Origin of the sequence: Indiicoccus explosivorum, from assembly GCF_002167005.1 — a bacterium.
Taxonomy (GTDB): domain Bacteria; phylum Bacillota; class Bacilli; order Bacillales_A; family Planococcaceae; genus Indiicoccus; species Indiicoccus explosivorum.
In genome coordinates this window covers 1-16,980 of the sequence record NZ_NHTN01000039.1, presented here as the reverse complement: position 1 = coordinate 16,980, position 16,980 = coordinate 1, and the positions used below count along the sequence as shown (strand labels likewise).

The 16,980-nt window shown below is 56.6% G+C and carries 16 protein-coding genes and 1 pseudogene; 2 read left to right on the top strand and 15 right to left on the bottom strand.

Going from position 1 to position 16,980, the window contains the following annotated elements; translation table 11 throughout:
* Window positions 1-210: hypothetical protein (locus CCE92_RS16135; protein WP_206601401.1), on the top strand; the 210-nt coding region annotated here is incomplete at its 5' end.
* An 11-nt stretch (window positions 211-221) separates the two neighbouring features.
* On the opposite strand, the gene mtnN is transcribed toward CCE92_RS16135, so the two are convergent.
* The 15 genes and pseudogenes from mtnN to cymR form a co-directional block, all read right to left on the bottom strand.
* Window positions 222-926, bottom strand: a complete 705-nt coding sequence (gene mtnN, locus CCE92_RS11400) for a 5'-methylthioadenosine/S-adenosylhomocysteine nucleosidase (RefSeq protein WP_088007984.1) — start codon at window positions 924-926, stop codon at window positions 222-224.
* A 49-nt stretch (window positions 927-975) separates the two neighbouring features.
* Window positions 976-1,620 (bottom strand): YrrS family protein, encoded by a 645-nt coding sequence (locus tag CCE92_RS11395; RefSeq protein WP_088007982.1) that lies wholly within the window; start codon window positions 1,618-1,620, stop codon window positions 976-978.
* Window positions 1,621-1,785: 165 nt separating this feature from the next.
* On the bottom strand, window positions 1,786-2,262 hold the full coding sequence (greA, locus tag CCE92_RS11390) for a transcription elongation factor GreA (protein ID WP_088007980.1): 477 nt from the start codon (window positions 2,260-2,262) through the stop codon (window positions 1,786-1,788).
* A 114-nt stretch (window positions 2,263-2,376) separates the two neighbouring features.
* Window positions 2,377-3,009, bottom strand: coding sequence for a uridine kinase (gene udk, locus CCE92_RS16235; RefSeq protein ID WP_175578095.1), 633 nt, complete (start codon window positions 3,007-3,009; stop codon window positions 2,377-2,379).
* A gap of 24 nt (window positions 3,010-3,033) precedes the next feature.
* Window positions 3,034-3,582: pseudogene (locus CCE92_RS16230) on the bottom strand (O-methyltransferase); the annotation flags it as partial.
* A 118-nt stretch (window positions 3,583-3,700) separates the two neighbouring features.
* Window positions 3,701-4,822, bottom strand: a complete 1,122-nt coding sequence (gene mltG / locus CCE92_RS11380) for an endolytic transglycosylase MltG (protein WP_088007976.1) — start codon at window positions 4,820-4,822, stop codon at window positions 3,701-3,703.
* A 75-nt stretch (window positions 4,823-4,897) separates the two neighbouring features.
* Window positions 4,898-5,200, bottom strand: coding sequence for a DUF1292 domain-containing protein (locus tag CCE92_RS11375; protein WP_088007974.1), 303 nt, complete (start codon window positions 5,198-5,200; stop codon window positions 4,898-4,900).
* Window positions 5,201-5,635: 435 nt separating this feature from the next.
* Window positions 5,636-6,052 carry a Holliday junction resolvase RuvX gene (gene ruvX, locus CCE92_RS11370; protein WP_088007972.1) on the bottom strand — a complete coding sequence of 139 codons (417 nt, stop codon included), beginning with the start codon at window positions 6,050-6,052 and terminating at the stop codon, window positions 5,636-5,638.
* The gene (locus CCE92_RS11365) at window positions 6,049-6,321 is read right to left on the bottom strand and encodes an IreB family regulatory phosphoprotein (protein WP_088007970.1); all 273 of its coding nucleotides are present in this window, start codon (window positions 6,319-6,321) and stop codon (window positions 6,049-6,051) included. The genes ruvX and CCE92_RS11365 overlap by 4 nt, the downstream gene beginning before the upstream one ends.
* A gap of 81 nt (window positions 6,322-6,402) precedes the next feature.
* Window positions 6,403-9,033, bottom strand: coding sequence for an alanine--tRNA ligase (gene alaS, locus CCE92_RS11360; protein ID WP_088007968.1), 2,631 nt, complete (start codon window positions 9,031-9,033; stop codon window positions 6,403-6,405).
* 294 nt (window positions 9,034-9,327) lie between these two features.
* On the bottom strand, window positions 9,328-11,706 hold the full coding sequence (gene recD2, locus CCE92_RS11355) for an SF1B family DNA helicase RecD2 (RefSeq protein ID WP_088007967.1): 2,379 nt from the start codon (window positions 11,704-11,706) through the stop codon (window positions 9,328-9,330).
* A 143-nt stretch (window positions 11,707-11,849) separates the two neighbouring features.
* Window positions 11,850-12,509, bottom strand: coding sequence for a tetratricopeptide repeat protein (locus tag CCE92_RS11350; RefSeq protein WP_088007965.1), 660 nt, complete (start codon window positions 12,507-12,509; stop codon window positions 11,850-11,852).
* Between the two features lie 13 nt (window positions 12,510-12,522).
* Window positions 12,523-13,635 (bottom strand): tRNA 2-thiouridine(34) synthase MnmA, encoded by a 1,113-nt coding sequence (gene mnmA / locus CCE92_RS11345; RefSeq protein WP_088007962.1) that lies wholly within the window; start codon window positions 13,633-13,635, stop codon window positions 12,523-12,525.
* A 16-nt stretch (window positions 13,636-13,651) separates the two neighbouring features.
* On the bottom strand, window positions 13,652-14,782 hold the full coding sequence (locus CCE92_RS11340; protein ID WP_088007960.1) for a cysteine desulfurase family protein: 1,131 nt from the start codon (window positions 14,780-14,782) through the stop codon (window positions 13,652-13,654).
* An 11-nt stretch (window positions 14,783-14,793) separates the two neighbouring features.
* On the bottom strand, window positions 14,794-15,213 hold the full coding sequence (cymR, locus tag CCE92_RS11335; RefSeq protein WP_088007958.1) for a cysteine metabolism transcriptional regulator CymR: 420 nt from the start codon (window positions 15,211-15,213) through the stop codon (window positions 14,794-14,796).
* A 147-nt stretch (window positions 15,214-15,360) separates the two neighbouring features.
* Here cymR and CCE92_RS11330 point away from each other — a divergent pair, with 147 nt between their 5' ends.
* Window positions 15,361-16,647 carry a replication-associated recombination protein A gene (locus tag CCE92_RS11330; RefSeq protein ID WP_088007956.1) on the top strand — a complete coding sequence of 429 codons (1,287 nt, stop codon included), beginning with the start codon at window positions 15,361-15,363 and terminating at the stop codon, window positions 16,645-16,647.
* The last annotated feature ends 333 nt before the right edge of the window (window positions 16,648-16,980 follow it).

The window sequence follows — 16,980 nt, the reverse complement described above, 5'->3', positions numbered from 1 at the left end:
CGAGTAACCGCAGGAGCAAGCGAGCGTTGGCGCAGCGAACGCCGGTCCTTTCTAAGCCTGGATCAGTTTTCTCCCACTTCTGCGGATATGATGAGCATCAGCACTGCCGGCACGAGCATGCCTAGCGCCAAAAGAAACACCATCGTCAACGCCTCCTTCTTCTTGACTGGCTGGAACCAGTCTACCACTGAAGAAGGAGTGGCGCTGTGAGATTTCTCACATCACCGGCGATTCACGAGATCCCGGATCACCCGCAGCACGATCGCCGTCGAGTTCTTCGCCGCGGTTTCCAAAAACTCTTCGAAGCTGACATTCGATTCTTTCCCTGCGATATCAGACAGCGCCCGGATGACGACGAACGGCACATCGAACTGATAACAAACTTGCGCCACGGCCGCCGCTTCCATTTCCGCCGCCTTCATATCCGGGAATGACTGCCGGACCATTTCCACTCTTCCCGCGTCGCTCATGAACGAATCGCCTGTGGCGACGAGTCCGACCGCCGCCGGCTGCCCGCTCAGTTCACCGGCGGCTTTTTTCGCCAGCTCGACGAGTTCGGGGTTGGCCAGGAACGAAGCAGGCATTTGCGGAATCTGTCCCATTTCATAGCCGAACGCGGTCGCATCGGCATCATGGTGGCGGACTTCATCGGAAATGACCACAGACCCGACCTCGAGTGTTTCATCGAAACCGCCGGCCGAACCGGTATTGATGACGATGTCCGGCTTGTATACATGAAGCAGAAGGGCTGTGGACATGGCGGCGTTCACTTTGCCGATTCCGCTTTTCAGGAGCACGATGTCCTGTCCTTCATAAGTCCCTGTCGTGAATTCACTGTTGGCTATGACATGCGAGGACGTATGGGCCAGACTTGCGCGCAGCAGTTCCACTTCTTCTTCCATTGCTCCGATCACTGCAATTTTCATCTGCTCAGCACCTTTCCATACTTCATTTAACCGAAAAGAAGACGCCCGGTCAATAGGCGCCTTCCGCTGTTGTCAGCACATCGACTTTTTCCGGCTTCCAGCCTTCGCCGTCCACCCACTGGAGATAGACACGGAAATGTTCCGTATTGGCGCTGTTCGAAACAACCCCGACGGATTTTTGCGGGCCGCCGCCGTTCTCGATCATCCAGACGATCATTTCATCGGCATTCAGTCCGGTGGCATACGCGATGGCTTCCAGCTTTTCCTGCCAGTCCGCGCTTGATCCGTCGTAACGGGAGACGTGCTCGCCGGTCTGTTCGGTGCCGATCGGTTCCCAGCCTGTATTGACGATTGTCTCTTTCACGAGGGGATCAGCGGAGTCTTCCCGGGTGATGGTCCCTCCGACTGTCGGTTCTTCAGCCTCTGGTTCCGCTTCCTGTTCGTCACTGCCGGCGGCCGGATCGCCGGTGCCGCCGCCTCCTTCTTCAGCCGACTCCTCTTGGTCTGCTTCTGCCGGGTTATCGGAAACCGTCACTTGCTCCAGTTCCGGCTCGTCCGATCCCCCGCCGATGATGATGAAAGCGGCGGTGATTGCGATGAGACCGAACACCAGGACGATCAGGATATTCAGGAGCGAATTCGTCCGGTTTCGTCTGTCCATCCGGGAAGGATAATGTTTGTTGTGGTTCGGCATTCTCAAATCCCCCTCTTTGTTGCTTTTCCATGGCATCCGTTCAGTACATCAGACGATTTCCAGGCAGGAATGTTTCAGCCTGGCATTCCTATTGAAGAAAACGCGGCCATAAGGAGGCGGCTATCCGAAAAAACAGCCATTTCCGGACGGAAACGGCTGCAGCGGTCATTTGATCGATACGATTTCGATTTCCATTTCCCCGCCGGGAGTCAGGACTTTCACTTTTTCTCCGACCGAGCGGCCGATGAGGCTTCTGGCGATCGGGGAGTCGTTGGAAATCTTCCCTTCCATCGGATCCGCTTCCGCAGAACCCACGATGGTATACGATTCCTGGTCGCCATCAGGGATTTCGACGAATGTAACGGTCTTGCCGAGCGAAACGACTCCGTTATTCATTTCGTCATCTTCGATGATGACAGCATTCCGGATCATGGATTCAAGCGTGGAGATCCGGCCTTCCACGAACGCCTGATCTTCTTTTGCCGAATCATATTCCGAGTTTTCCGACAGGTCACCGAAGCTCCGGGCCACTTTAATGCGTTCTACGACTTCTTTCCGCTTCACCGTTTTCAGGAAATCAAGCTCTTCTTCCAGTTTGCGCTTTCCTTCTATAGTCATCGGATATTGTTTCTCATTTGACATACTTTCCACTCCTTCAGCTGCATCTGCAGCAGATGCACCAATCTCGTCATATCATAATATACAATCATTGGAACTTCAACCCTATATTTAACCGGCGCGGTGAAGCGCCGGGGGTTACAGATGCTCTTCCAGAATCGCCTTGATCTTCGTCACCATCAGATCGATCGCGACTTCGTTCTGTCCGCCTTCGGGAATGATCACGTCTGCGTAACGCTTCGTCGGTTCGATGAACTGGTTGTGCATCGGCCGGACCACCGACAAGTACTGGCCGATGACGGAATCGAGCGTTCGGCCCCGTTCATTGATATCCCGCATGAGCCGTCTCAAGATCCGCAGGTCCGCGTCCGTGTCGACAAACAGTTTGATATCCATCAGATTCCTTAGCCGCTCATCTTCCAGGACGAGAATGCCCTCGAGGATGATGACATCCTTCGGTTCGATGTGGATCGTTTCATCGGAACGGGTATGGATCGCGTAGTTATAGACCGGCTTTTCGATCGGCCGGCGCTGCAGAAGTTCATTGATGTGTTCAATGAGCAAATCGTTATCGAAGGCGAGCGGATGGTCGTAATTCGTCTTCAGCCGCTCTTCAAACGCCAGGTCGCTTTGGTCTTTATAATAGTAATCCTGTTCGATCACCACGACGGAGTGTTCTTTGTACACTTCGTAAATGGCGTTTGTGACACTCGTTTTGCCGGAACCGGAACCTCCAGCGATCCCGATGACGACAGGGCGTTTCTTCTTCATGCCGGCACTCCTTTTTATACAGATTAACAGGCCGTCCCCGGCCGGTGACAGTTCAGTCGTAAAGCCGGGGTCCTCCTGGATCGCAGCCGTGAATTCTTTCAGCCGGCGGATCATCGTCCGCTTGCTTTTCGGCACTTCTTCCAAGGGCAGTCCGGCGAGCCCGTGCATGTGGACGTTATCACAAAAAAGGACGCCGCCTTCTGCAAGCAGCGGACTGTATTTATTAAAAAAACGGCCGTATTGGCCTTTGGCGGCATCGATAAAAATGGCGTCGTAACTCGAGTGGAGCGTCCCGGCATCGAATTCAAGCGCATCCCCTTCCAGTACGGTCACTTGGGCGCAGCCGGATTCCGCCATGAAGTTCCGGGCCAGTGCCGCCCGCTCCGGATCCCGTTCGATCGTGTCGATGACCGCATCCGGCAGCGCTTCCGCCATCCGGAGTGCCGAATAACCGATCGCCGAACCGATTTCGAGGATGCGTGCCGGCTTGTGCTGCCGGAGCCGCCGGATCAGTTCTTCCATGCCTTCGTCTTCCATGATCGGCACGTGATGCTGCTGTGCGTATTCTTTCATATCCCGCAATACGGATCGGGTTAAATTGGTATCCATTTCCAGTTTGTCACCTCTCGAAAATCCCGTTTAATGATAGCACAGAAAAAGAAGGAAGGCGAGGACGCCTCCCTTTCATCTGTCAGTTGCCGATATATTCCTGCTGGTTGGCCAGATGTTCTTCATACGTTTCCGCGAAATGGTTCCGTCCTTCGCTGTCGGCCAGGAAGAACAGGTAATCCGTATTGGCCGGATCGACGACCGCGGCCATCGACTCCTTGCCGGGCGATGAAATCGGCCCTGGCGGCAGTCCGTCGGTCACATATGTGTTGTACGGGCTTTCATATTCGTAATCGGCATACGTGAGACGCTCCTGATGTTCACCCATTCCGTAGATGACCGTCGGGTCCGTCTGCAGCCGCATACTTTCTTCCAGGCGGTTGTAGAAGACACTGGCGATGGTCTGGCGGTCGGACAGCGACGTCGCTTCTTCTTCCAGGAGCGACGCGAAAGTCAGTAGCCAATGCGGCGATTTCTGAAGTTTTTCGAGCGCCGGCGCATACTCCTGTACCGTGATCGCCATTTGCTCCACCATAGAATCGATGATCACTTTAAGCGGCGGCTCTTCCTCATAATACGGGTACGTCGCCGGGAACAGATAGCCTTCCAGCGCGTAGCGGATGTTTTCACCTTTGATTTCTTCAGTGAGCAAGTTCGGGTAGCGCGCCATCAGTTCATTGATGAACGCCTCATCGGTCGCGACTTCCATGAATTCCTCCGCCGTATAGCCGGTGTGCTCTTCGACGACCGCGGCGATCTCCTCCAAGTTGAGGCCTTCCGGGACAGTCATCGTGAACACCGGTTCATGGTAGACTTTGCCGGTCTTCAGGCTTTCCGTGATTTCGCCGAGTGTCATGGACGGCGACAGTTCATATGTGCCGGCCTGGAAATCGGATTCGTTATTGAACTTCACAAAATATTTATAAATCCTGTCATCTTCCACAAGTCCGTTCTCTTCCAGCAGAGCAGCGATCGAATCCAGTCCCGAACCGATCGGCACTTCGACCGTCACGGTCTCTTCCGACTCCGGATCCACCGGCTGCAAGGCATCCTTGACATATGAATACCCCTTATACAGGGCGGTGCCGACGACGATCAGCAGGACGAGAAACACAGCGAACACGATGCGACGGATGACTTTCGCTTCACGCTTTTTCTCTTTCATCCGTTCGAACATCACATCTTTTCTTGTCTGGTTTTCCACGGGTTCCCCCCCTTAAGTTTTCCAGTTAAGTATACAGGAACTCGGCAAAAAAGAAAAAGGCGGATAATCCGCCCTTTATTCTTCTTCTTCCTGATCGTCGAGGAAGGTGTTGAGCACTTCCTCGATCATGTCCCATTCTTCTTCTGTCTCTACCGGGTGGAGGTCGCCGGAGACTTCGCTCGCTTCATCCCCCGCCCGCTCGGTGAACGAATAGGCGTGGATTTCGATTTCCCCGTCTTCATCCTCATCTGCCCCTACCGGGTAATAAAGGACGTATGACTTGTCGAATTCCTCCGAGTCGAATGTGAAGAGCACTTCGTACAGCTGCTCGTTGCCTTCTTCGTCCACGATCGTGATCTGTGATTGTCCGTGTTCCATTTTTCATCACTCCTTAATTTTTGACTGTGGCAGCCCAAATTCCGCTGGTTATCTGTAAATTTTAGTTCAGCCCATCGAGGAGCCTCTGCTCGCCTTCGGGCCCACAGGAAGTGGGTCATGCAGGAGTCTCGCGAGGCACCTTGAACTGCGTCGCATTAAGCTCTATGCTGACTGCAAAGTGTCTGTTCGTAAATATACAACATTCAACTGAATTTCTGATGAAAGAGCGGCAGGCGGCGAATGAACGGGGAAGATTTTCTGGCCCGTTCATTTGCGACGAGCAAGCGCAGCGGCGCAGGAGCACGGGCTTTTGATATCGCCCCTCGGCAGGCAGCACCCCGACGTCCTGGCGCGCTGGCTGCATTTCCCACATCGTGTGGGTCAAAAGCTTCCGCCTGAAGCGATTTCATCACACCATTTCCAGTTGAAAACGTCTTATTTTTTACTGTCCAGATACCCCTGCAAAATCATGACAGCGGCCATTTTGTCGATGACTTTTTTGCGTTTCTTGCGGCTGACGTCGGCGGAGATCAGCATGCGCTCGGCCGCCATCGTCGACAGCCGCTCATCCCAAAGGATGGTCTTGACTCCGTGCGTCGCTTCCAGCAGTTCGGCATAGCGCTGCGAGGCTTCCCCGCGCGGCCCGACTGTATTGTTCATGTTTTTGGGAAAGCCGATGACCGCTTCGGTCACGTCGTACTGACGGATCAGTTCCCCGATCCGGTCCATCCCGAATTCGCCTTTCGCTTCGTCGATGCGGACCGTCTCGATTCCCTGCGCCGTCCAGCCGAGGGCGTCACTCACCGCAACGCCCACCGTTTTCGTGCCGACATCCAGGCCCATTGTCCTCATCGGCCGGAACGGTCATTTTTTTTGATGTAGAACTTGACCAGTTCTTCCAGGATTTCATCCCGCTCGAGCTTGCGGATCAGATTCCGCGCGTCTTCGTGCCGGGGGATATAAGCCGGATCCCCGGACAGAAGGTAACCGACGATCTGATTGATCGGATTGTACCCTTTTTCCTCCAGCGCGGAATGGACGTGAAGAAGGACATCCTTCACTTCCCGCTCCATCGAATCGTCCGACGGATTGAATTTCATGGTCTTATCAAACGAACTCATGACAAGCACCTCTCTCTGGGATTTGGGCCGAACTGCCCTCGTCTCTGCATGATTCCCATTATAACTGAAAACGGGACCGAATCAAACAGATTTCACAGTGCCGTACACGGATTCAAGCGCTTCATCGAGTTTCGAAGCGTCCTTCGCGCCAGCCATGGCGAAGTCCGGACGGCCGCCGCCTTTGCCGCCGCACTGTTCCGCGACTTCCTTGACGATCTGCCCGGCATTGTATTCCTTGCCGGCAATATCCTTCGTTACGCCGGCAGCGATCATCACTTTGCCGTCCGCGACAGCTCCGAGGACCACCACCGCTCCGTCCAGCTTCTGCTTGAGATCATCGATCATTTGACGGAGCTGATTGTTGTCTTTCGCTTCCACCCGGGCCGCCAGCACCGTGACGCCGCCGATCTCCCGCGCCTGTTCGAGGATACCGGCCGACTGGGCACCGGCGATTTTTGCCGACAGTGATTCGTTCTCGCGCTGCAGTTCCTTCAAGTCCTGCTGGACCGCCGCCACTTTGTTCGCCACTTCACGGGAAGAGGTCTTCAGGAGGCCGGCCGCTTCCTCCAGGATCAGCTCGGACTGCTTCAGGCTGTCATACGCCGCTTTGCCCGTCAGCGCTTCGATCCGCCGGATGCCTGCGCCGATCCCGCTTTCAGAAACGATCTTGAACACGCCGATCTGTGCAGTATTCACGACGTGCACGCCGCCGCAAAGTTCCAGGGAGAAGCCGCCGATATCGACGACACGCACGGTTTCCCCATACTTTTCGCCGAAGAGCGCCATCGCGCCCATATCCTTGGCGTCTTGCAGGCTGTGGTAGCCGGTGGATACGTCGATCCCTTCCCAGATCTTCTCGTTGACGATGCGCTCGATTTTTTCGAGCTCTTCATCCGTCACTTGGCCGAAATGGGAGAAGTCGAAACGGAGCCGGTCCGGTCCGACGTAAGAGCCGGCCTGGTTGACGTGCTGGCCGAGCACATCCTTCAGCGCCTGGTGCAGGATATGCGTGGCAGTATGGTTCTTGATCGTATGGCCCCGTTCTTCCGCCGTCACTTTCGCATGGACGCGCCCTTTCGACAGTTCGCCCGACAACACCCGGACCGTATGGAGATTCTGACCGTTCGGCGCTTTTTTGACATCTGTCACTTCCGCCTGGAACGTGTCGCTCGAAATGATTCCTTTATCCGCGATCTGGCCGCCGCTTTCCGCATAGAAAGGCGTCACATCCAGCATAAGCTGTGCTTCTTCCCCTTCCTGCACCCGGTCGGCAAGCTGGCCGTCCTGGATGATCGCCGTGATTTCCGCATCGGTTTCAAGCGTTTCGTAGCCGATAAACTCGCTCGGGGCGGTCAGCTTTGAGAGGACGTCCGACTGGGTCTGCATCGAGTTCGTCGCCTGGCGCGCGTTCCGTGCCCGCTCCCGCTGCTGTTCCATCGCGGCCGCGAATCCGGCGCGGTCCGCCGTCATCCCTTCTTCATCCGCGAATTCCTCGGTCAGTTCGACCGGGAAGCCGTACGTGTCATATAGCCGGAAAATTTCTTCTCCCGGAATGACCGTATTTCCGGCCGATTTCTCTTTTTCGATGACCGAAGACAGAATGGCCATCCCTTCGCTCAGTGTTTCATGGAACCGCTGTTCTTCCTGTCTGACGACCCGTTGAATAAAGTCCGCTTTTTCCTCCACTTCCGGGTAGAAGTCCTTCATGATGCCGCCGACTGTCGGCACGAGCTCGAACATGAACGGTTTTTCGATGCCGAGCTTCTTGCCGTAGCGGACCGCCCGGCGCAAGAGCCGGCGGAGGACGTAGCCTCTTCCTTCATTCGACGGGAGCGCGCCGTCGCCGATCGCGAACGCGACTGTCCGGATATGGTCGGCGATCAGTTTGAACGCCATGTCGTCTTCTTTATTTTCCTTATACTTCTTGCCGGAAAGCTCTTCCGTCTTTTCGATGATCGGCATGAACAGGTCCGTATCGTAGTTCGTCGGCACATCCTGTACGACCGACGCCATCCGCTCAAGTCCCATGCCGGTGTCGATGTTCTGTTTCGGCAGCGGCGTGTACGTGTGATCCGGATTGTGGTTGAACTGCGAGAACACGAGGTTCCAGATTTCCAGGTAGCGGTCGTTCTCCCCGCCCGGATAAAGTTCCGGATCTGACGGGTCATCCCCGTAAGACGGACCGCGGTCATAGAAAATCTCCGAATTCGGTCCGCTCGGGCCTTCCCCGATATCCCAGAAATTCCCTTCGAGCCGGATGATCCGCTCTGCCGGAACCCCGACTTCATCATGCCAGATGTTATACGCTTCCTCGTCTTCCGGGTGGATCGTCACGGACAGTTTTTCCGGATCAAAGCCGATCCATTTGTCACTTGTTAGGAATTCCCATGCCCAATGGATCGATTCCGTCTTGAAGTAATCGCCGATCGAGAAGTTGCCGAGCATTTCGAAAAACGTGTGATGACGCGCCGTGCGCCCGACATTCTCGATATCATTCGTCCGGATCGATTTCTGTGCATTGACGATGCGCGGGTTTTCGGGGATCACCCGGCCGTCAAAGTACTTCTTCAGTGTCGCGACGCCTGAATTGATCCATAAAAGCGACGGGTCTTCGAACGGGACGAGCGGCGCGCTCGGTTCCACGTCATGCCCTTTCTCTTTAAAAAATTCCAAAAACAGCCTGCGGATTTCTGCAGCTTTCAATTCTTTCATAACCTTTTCCTCCTTTAATTGAATGCAAAAAAGCTTCCGCCCCAAAAAAGGGACGAAAGCTCTGTTCGCGGTACCACCCTAGTTACACGGCTTGCGCCATGTCTCTCAAGACTGCCTTAACGCGGCATGGGACGGCAGGGATTAGCCTGCACTCCGGAGCAGCACAGTCCGAAGCGGGCGGAAGTCCTTGCAGCCTGAGGGACTTCTCTCTGGATCGCGCGCATTTCAGCTGAATCTCCATCTGTGAATTGCCATATTTGATTTCATTATAGAAAACCGGTCCCGGCCTGTCAATCAGCGGCCCGCAAAATCCGCGGGCGTCACGCCCTCCATGCCGATCAGCGGCGGTATGGACTCGAGGTTATCCGGTGTCAGTCGCGTCGGTTTTTCTTCCGGTTCCGCCGTCTGCGACTTCAGCCGGTTCTTCAGCGACGTCTGCCGCTCGGTGCCGTCTGAGCGGGTCACACCGAACCGAAACACGTCCGGATCGCCGCACAGGATGAGGAAATTCTTCGACCGGGTGATGCCCGTATACAACAAGTTCCGCCGCAGCATCTTCATGTAGCTGCGGACGACCGGCATGACGACGATCGGGAATTCCGATCCTTGCGATTTGTGGATGGAACAGCAATAAGCGAGCGTCAGCTGGTTCAGGTCGCTCCGCTGGTACGTCACTTCGATGCCGTCGAACGACACGACGAGCAGGTCCTGCTTCTCCACCGTCTCTTTCGCTTTGAAGATGGCGATGACTTCCCCCATGTCGCCGTTATACACTTGGCTCTCGGGCTGATTGACGAGCTGCAGCACCTTATCGCCGATGCGGTACGTCACATCGCCGAACGACAGTTCCTTCCGGGAGCCGTCCGGGTTGCCGTTGACCATTTCCTGGATCAGCTTATTAAGGGAATCAATGCCGGCCGGTCCGCGGTACATCGGGGCGAGCACTTGGATGTCGCGGATGGAATGCCCTTTGGCGATGGCGTTCTTCACGACCGATTCCACGACGGATGGAATCTGTTCGGTGCCTGCGCGGATGAACGAGCGGTCGGACGTCTTCATCAGCAGATCATCCGGACAGTTCCCGCGCTTCATCTCATGCGCCAGTGTCACGATCGACGAACCTTCCGCCTGCCGGTAGATCTCTTTCAGTTCGATGACCGGCACCGCTTTCGAATCGAGCAGATCCCGGAGCACCTGACCCGGTCCGACCGGCGGCAGCTGATCCTGATCGCCGACGAGGATGAGCTGCACATCATCCGGCAAGGCTTTCAGCAGCTGATGCGCCAGCCACGTGTCGACCATCGACACTTCATCGATGATGATGAGCTTGCCGTCGATTTCCCGCTCGGTCTCTTCTTCCTTCTCCTGGCCGGTGAAGCCGAGGAGCCGGTGGATCGTCATCGCGGGAAGGCCGGTCGATTCGTTCAGGCGTTTGGCGGCGCGGCCGGTCGGTGCCGCGAGGATGACGGGGAACGGCTCTTTCTTCTTGGCGTATTCCTTCGGATCGAGCGACAGGCCGTGAAGCTCGGCGTACACTTCGACCAGTCCCCTCACGACCGTCGTCTTGCCGGTCCCGGGGCCGCCGGTAAGGATCATGACCGATGAATTGACGCTCTCTTCGATCGCGGCCGCCTGCGTCTCCGCATACGTCACGCCGAGCCGTTCTTCCGCTTCGCCGATCGCCATCCGGATCTCCGAAGCCGGGAACCGCTCCCGTTCTTCCTGTTTTTCTGCCAGCAGCTGCAGTTTCGAGGCAATGCCGACTTCGGAATAATAAAGCGACGGCATATACAGCCGGTTTTCTTCACCCGCCACTTTGCCTTCTTCATGCAGTTCGATGATCGCTTTTTTGATCGATTCGAAATCGATCTCGCCGCTCTGGCTCGATTCGAGCATGTTCTTCGCTTGCGGGACGACCCAATCGGTTTCCACGAACACGTGTCCGTCCGACAGCGACGTATGGCTGATCAAATGGAGGATCGACGCCTTGATTCGGTCCGGATGCGCCCCCCTTAAGCCGAGTCTCGCGCCGAGTTCATCCGCCCGCTGGAAGCCGACTCCTTCGATTTCCTCAATCAGCCGGTACGGATTCTTCTGCAGCACTTCGATCGTCTCTTCCCGGTACGCCTGGTAGATCCGCATCGCTACCTGCGGCCCGAAGCCCCACTCGTTCAGCTGGATGATGACGCGTTCCATGCCGAGGTTGTTTTCCAGACCGGTGCGGAGGGTGTCTTTTTTATCATCGGTCAGGCGCGGGATCGAATCGAGGACGGACGGGTCGTCGAGGATCTTCTGGATCGTGTCCTTCCCGAGTTTATTGACAATCGTTTCCGCCGTTTTACGGCCGATCCCCGGAAACATATCGCTCGACAGGTAATGGACGATGCCGACTTCCGTCTCCGGCACTTCTTTCGAGAACGCCTCTGCCTGAAACTGGATACCATATTTCGGGTGCTTGACGATGTGGCCGGTGAACCGGTACTTTTCATCCGTCGCGAGCTCCGGGAAATAACCGGAGACAATGATCTCCTTCTCGGCGTAATCTGTGTTCGTCTCACTGATCTTCACTTTGGCGATGGAGAACAAGTTCTCGGGATTATGGAAAATGGAGACGATCGGCCGGCCGGCCAGATACTGCTTTTCCTGTTCAAATAAATCGGGCTGATAGGCCATCGCGGCCGCCTCCTTCACTCGGTGTTGTCCTTACCACTATCATGACACCGCGCTGTTTCTGTTGCAATAAAAAATACGGGAAGACCGGTGCAATCCGAAGGACTGTCCCGATCTTCCCGTCCAGGTCGTTCAGCTGCCGCCGTTCAATTCAGCCGCTGCAGGATCATGTCGTACACGTCCCGCGCCTGATCATGGCCTTCATTCAGCGTGAATGCCTGTTTCAGATGGTACAGGGCACTTTCTGTGTCATCCGTCGACACCGCGTACAGGATCCCGAGGTTGTAATGGGCATCCGCGTGGTCCGGGTCGAGTTCCAGCACTTTCCGGAACTCCGGCTCCGCCGCTTCGAAATACTCGAGCGTCGCCAGCGTGATCCCGTACCCCATCCGCGCTTCCGCGTCTTCCCCGTCCAGCTCGACCGCCCGCTGGTAATACGGGAGCGCGAGGCGCGGGTTCTGCAGCCGCTCGAAGCTTTTGCCGAGCATGAAATGCGCGTCCGGCCCTTCGATGCCGAGCTGGAGCGCTTTCTCGTACAGCTTCAGCGCTTCCTCGTAACGGTCTTCATTAAAATAAAGGTTCGCCAATCCATAGCAGGCGGTCGCCGAATCCCCATCGAGCGTCAGCGCTTTCTGGAAAAAGCGCTCGGCGCGCTCCGTGTCGCCGGTCGCCGCCAATACGTGGCCGAAATTGATGTAGCCGAGCGGATTGTCCGGTTCTTCTTCGATCGCTTTCGTGAATGCGGCGATCGCTTCCTCGTACTTTCCTTCCTGCAGGGAGTGAATGCCGGTTTCGTTGTAGTTCATTCCGCCACCTCCGTCAGCCGACGTAGCCGAGCTGTTCTCCTTGTCTGTAGATGCCGTCGATCGTGCCGCCGCCGAGGCATTCTTCCCCGTCGTAGAACACGACGGCCTGGCCCGGCGTCACGGCGCGGGCGCGTTCGTCGAATGTGACGAGCGCTTCGCCGTCCTTCACTTCGAGTGTCACCGGCAGGTCTTCCTGGCGATAGCGGATCTTCGCCGTGCAGCGGATCGGCTTCGACAGGTCGAATTTCCGCGTGAAGCTCAAGTCGACCGCCGTCAGTGCATCCGAAAACAGCGCGTCGTTGTTGATGTTCTGCCCGACGTACAGCACGTTGCGGTCGAGATCCTTGCCGATGACGAACCAAGGATCCCCCGCGCCGCCGATCCCGAGGCCGTGGCGCTGGCCGATCGTGTAGTACATGAGGCCGTCGTGCTCGCCTTTCACTTCCCCGTCGAACGTCTCCATGCGGCCCGGCTGCGCCGGCAGGTACTGGCTCAGGAATTCCTTGAAGTTCCGCTCGCCGATAAAGCAGATGCCGGTGGAATCTTTTTTCTTCGCCGTAGCAAGACCCGCCGCTTCCGCGATTTCGCGCACGTTCTTCTTTTCGAGGTGACCGATCGGGAACATCACCTTCGACAGCTGCTCCTGTGTGAGCTGGTTCAGGAAATACGTCTGGTCTTTGTTCCGGTCCTTGCCGCGGAGCATCTTCGTCTCTTCGCCGTGTTCGACCTGCGCGTAGTGGCCCGTCGCGAGGTAATCCGCGCCGAGCGACAGCGCGTGCTCGAGGAACGCCTTGAACTTGATTTCTTTATTGCACATGACATCCGGATTCGGCGTCCGGCCCGCCTTGTATTCGTCGAGGAAATACGTAAACACCTTGTCCCAATACTGTTTCTCAAAGTTCACTGCATAGTACGGGATGCCGATCTGGTTGCACACGCGGATAACGTCTTCGTAGTCTTCCGTCGCCGTGCACACCCCGTTCTCGTCGGTGTCATCCCAGTTTTTCATGAAGATGCCGATGACATCGTATCCTTGTTCTTTCAATAAATAAGCTGCGACCGATGAGTCGACGCCGCCGGACATGCCGACGACGACGCGCGTGTCGCACGGAGCTTTTGCAGTCATTTCATTCTCACCTTCTTTAGTTAGTCAGCCGTGCAGCGATCTGCGCCGCTTTTTGTGCAGCTTCTGTCACCGTCTCTTCCGTCAGTCCGAGGCCGAAGCTGAAACGGACGGAGTTGCGGCCTTCGTCGGCGGATTCGCCGTACATGGCGATCAGGACATGCGACGGTTCGACCGACCCGGCCGTGCAGGCGGAGCCGCTGGAAGCACTGATGCCGGCGAGGTCGAGGTTCACGAGGAACGGCTCGATGCCGATGCCGGGGATGCTGATGTTCAGGACATGGGGCAGCTGGTCCGCGCCGTTTTCCTTGAACGGGATGCCCTGTCCGCGGAATGCTTCCCTGAATATGTCCTTATAGCGCCGGAATTCTTCGGCTTTCGCTTCCATCGTCTCCTGCGCGATCGACACAGCCTTCGCGAATGCCGCAGCGGCCGGCACGTTCTCTGTCCCGGCGCGCCGTTTTTTCTCCTGCTCCCCGCCGAATAAAAGCGGGGACAGTTTCACGCCTTTGCGCTGGTACAGGAAACCGATCCCTTTCGGCCCGTTCAGTTTGTGGGCGGACACGGACAATAAGTCGACACCGAGTTTATTGACATCGATCGGCAGCACGCCGTACGCCTGCACCGCGTCGGTGTGGAACACCGCCGGGTGGTCCTGCAGCAGGCGACCGATGTCCGCTATCGGCTGGATGGTGCCGACTTCGTTATTGCCGAGCATGATCGTGACGAGGACGGTATCGTCGCGGAGCGCCTCCCGAACGTCTTCGGCGCGGACGAGCCCGTTTTCATCGACCGGCAAAAAAGTGACATCCCACCCTTGCTGGTCAAGCCGTTTGCACGCGTTCAGCACGGCGTGGTGTTCGATGGCGGACGTGATGATGTGGCCTTTTTTATGATTTGCGGCGGTTCCGAATATCGCCATGTTGTCGGCTTCAGTCCCGCCGCTCGTCAGGATGATCTCCGATTCCTGTGCGCCGATGCTGCCGGCGAACACTGCGCGGGCGTCATCGAGCACTTTCCGGGACTTGCGCCCGGTATCGTGGATGCTCGACGGATTGCCGTACAATTCCGGCAGCAGCTCTGTAAATACGCGCACCACATCCGGATGGATCGGGGATGTGGCGGCGTGGTCTAAATAAATTCGTTCCATATTCTGCACCTCTATATATAATACATGTACGGATCAGACGGGCATTCGCTCGAATGCCTCGCCAAATCGTCGATTGTGGTCGTGTCCAGGACATTTTTGACGGCATCGCGGATGCGGATCCACAGCTCCCGCTGCGGCTGTTCGGCATCCTCGATCCCCTCGACCGGCTGGATTGGTCCTTCCAGCACGCGGATGACGTCCGCCGCGGTGATCTGGACCGCCGGTTTCGCAAGCATATAGCCGCCATACGCCCCCCTGACGCTCTGGACAAGCTGGGCGTTCCGCAGCGGCGGGATGAGCTGCTCGAGATACGCTTCCGACAGCGCGTGTTCCGATGCGATGAGCCGGAGCGGCACCGGCCCGTCCCCGTTCCGTTTTGCCAATTCTGTCATGATGATCAGCCCGTATCGGCCTTTCGTCGAAATTTTCATAAAGCACCCCTGGTCAATGATTGAATCTTCTTCAGGAAAGTATAACATAATCCGTGGCACACCCGGGCCGGAAATGACTTTTCCCTTGAGGAAAGCTATACTGGGAACAGATTTCCGGCACTGTTTTTATTGGAAGGAGCGACTGTTGTGAACAATGAACCTTTGGCGTACCGGATGCGGCCGCGCACGATTGATGAAGTGATCGGTCAGGAAGATGTGATCGGCCCGTCCACCGCCCTCTATAAAATGATCAAAAACGGCCACGTGCCGTCGATGCTGCTGTACGGCGAACCCGGGATCGGCAAGACGTCGATCGCGTATGCCATCGCCGGCACGTCGGAGCTGCCGTTCATCGCACTGAATGCCACGACATCCGGCAAGAAGGATATCGAAGAGGTGGTCACCGAGTCCCGCATGACGGGCAAAGTCCTGCTGTTTTTGGACGAAATCCACCGGTTCAATAAATTACAGCAAGACGCGCTGCTGCCGCACGTCGAAAGCGGCGCGATTGTGCTGATCGGCGCGACGACGGAAAATCCGTTCCATGACGTGAATCCCGCCATCCGCTCCCGCTGCGGGGAAATCAAACAGCTGAAGCGGCTGACGCACGGACATATCGTCAAACTGCTGCAGGCGGCGCTCGAAGATCCGGAACGCGGGCTCGGCCGGCAGCGGATCGACATCTCCGACGACCAGATCGACCGGCTGGCGACCGGCTCCGGTGGTGATGCGCGCAAGGCGCTGACGCTTCTGGAATCCGTCGTCTTCGCATCCGATGAGGCGGGCGGCGTCGTGCGCGCCGATGACGACATCCTCGGGCAGATGATGAAGCGGATCGGCGTCTACGGAGATAAAAAAGGCTCGCATTTCTATAATTTATTGAGTGCGCTGCAAAAATCCGTGCGCGGCAGTGACGTCAACGCCGCCATGTATTACTTGGCGCACCTGTTGGAAAACGGCGACCTGACCGCTGTGACCCGGCGGTTATTGGTCATGGCGTACGAAGACGTCGGGCTTGCGGCGCCGCACGTCGGCGCGCATGTGCTCGCAGCCTGCCAAGCGGCTGACCGGCTCGGCCTGCCGGAAGCGCGCATCCCGCTGGCGAACGCCGTCGCGGAGATGTGCATGTCGCCGAAGTCGAATTCGGCGTATAAAGCGGTCGACGCAGCAGCGGCGGCGATCAACGCGGGCAAAACCGGCGACATCCCGCCGCACTTGAAGGACGGCCACTATGCCGGGTCGAAAGCGCTCGGACACGTCGGGTATGTCTACCCGCATGACACGCCGATCGGCTCGTTCGGCGGCTGGGCGGATCAGGATTATTTGCCGGAAGCCGTGCGGGGCGCGGAGTTTTACTCGCCTGTGCTGGCGGGGGATGAGAAGAAGATGGCGGGGATTTACGAGAAATTGAAGACGTTCCGGAAGAAGAAGTAGGATTTGTACGGTTTATTTTTTATTTGTACGCGGTAATTTCGATTTATCCGCTTTATTTTTCGTTTATCCGCTATATTTTGATTTTATCCGCTTTATTTTCCGTTTATCCGCGATAATCCGGATAATTACGCTGTTAATCAAATCTGTATCGCCACCGGATTCGATTCATCCACGCGAGGCTCCAGTTGTCCGCAAGATAAGCGATGAGCAGGACCGCGAGTGCCGTCGCTGAACCGATCAGAAAAGATTTCATGCTTGTTCCTCCATCTTGTGAAATTCATCACGTCCATGATACTGCACTTGCCGCGTGTTGGGAAGCGGACCGCCAGCGGT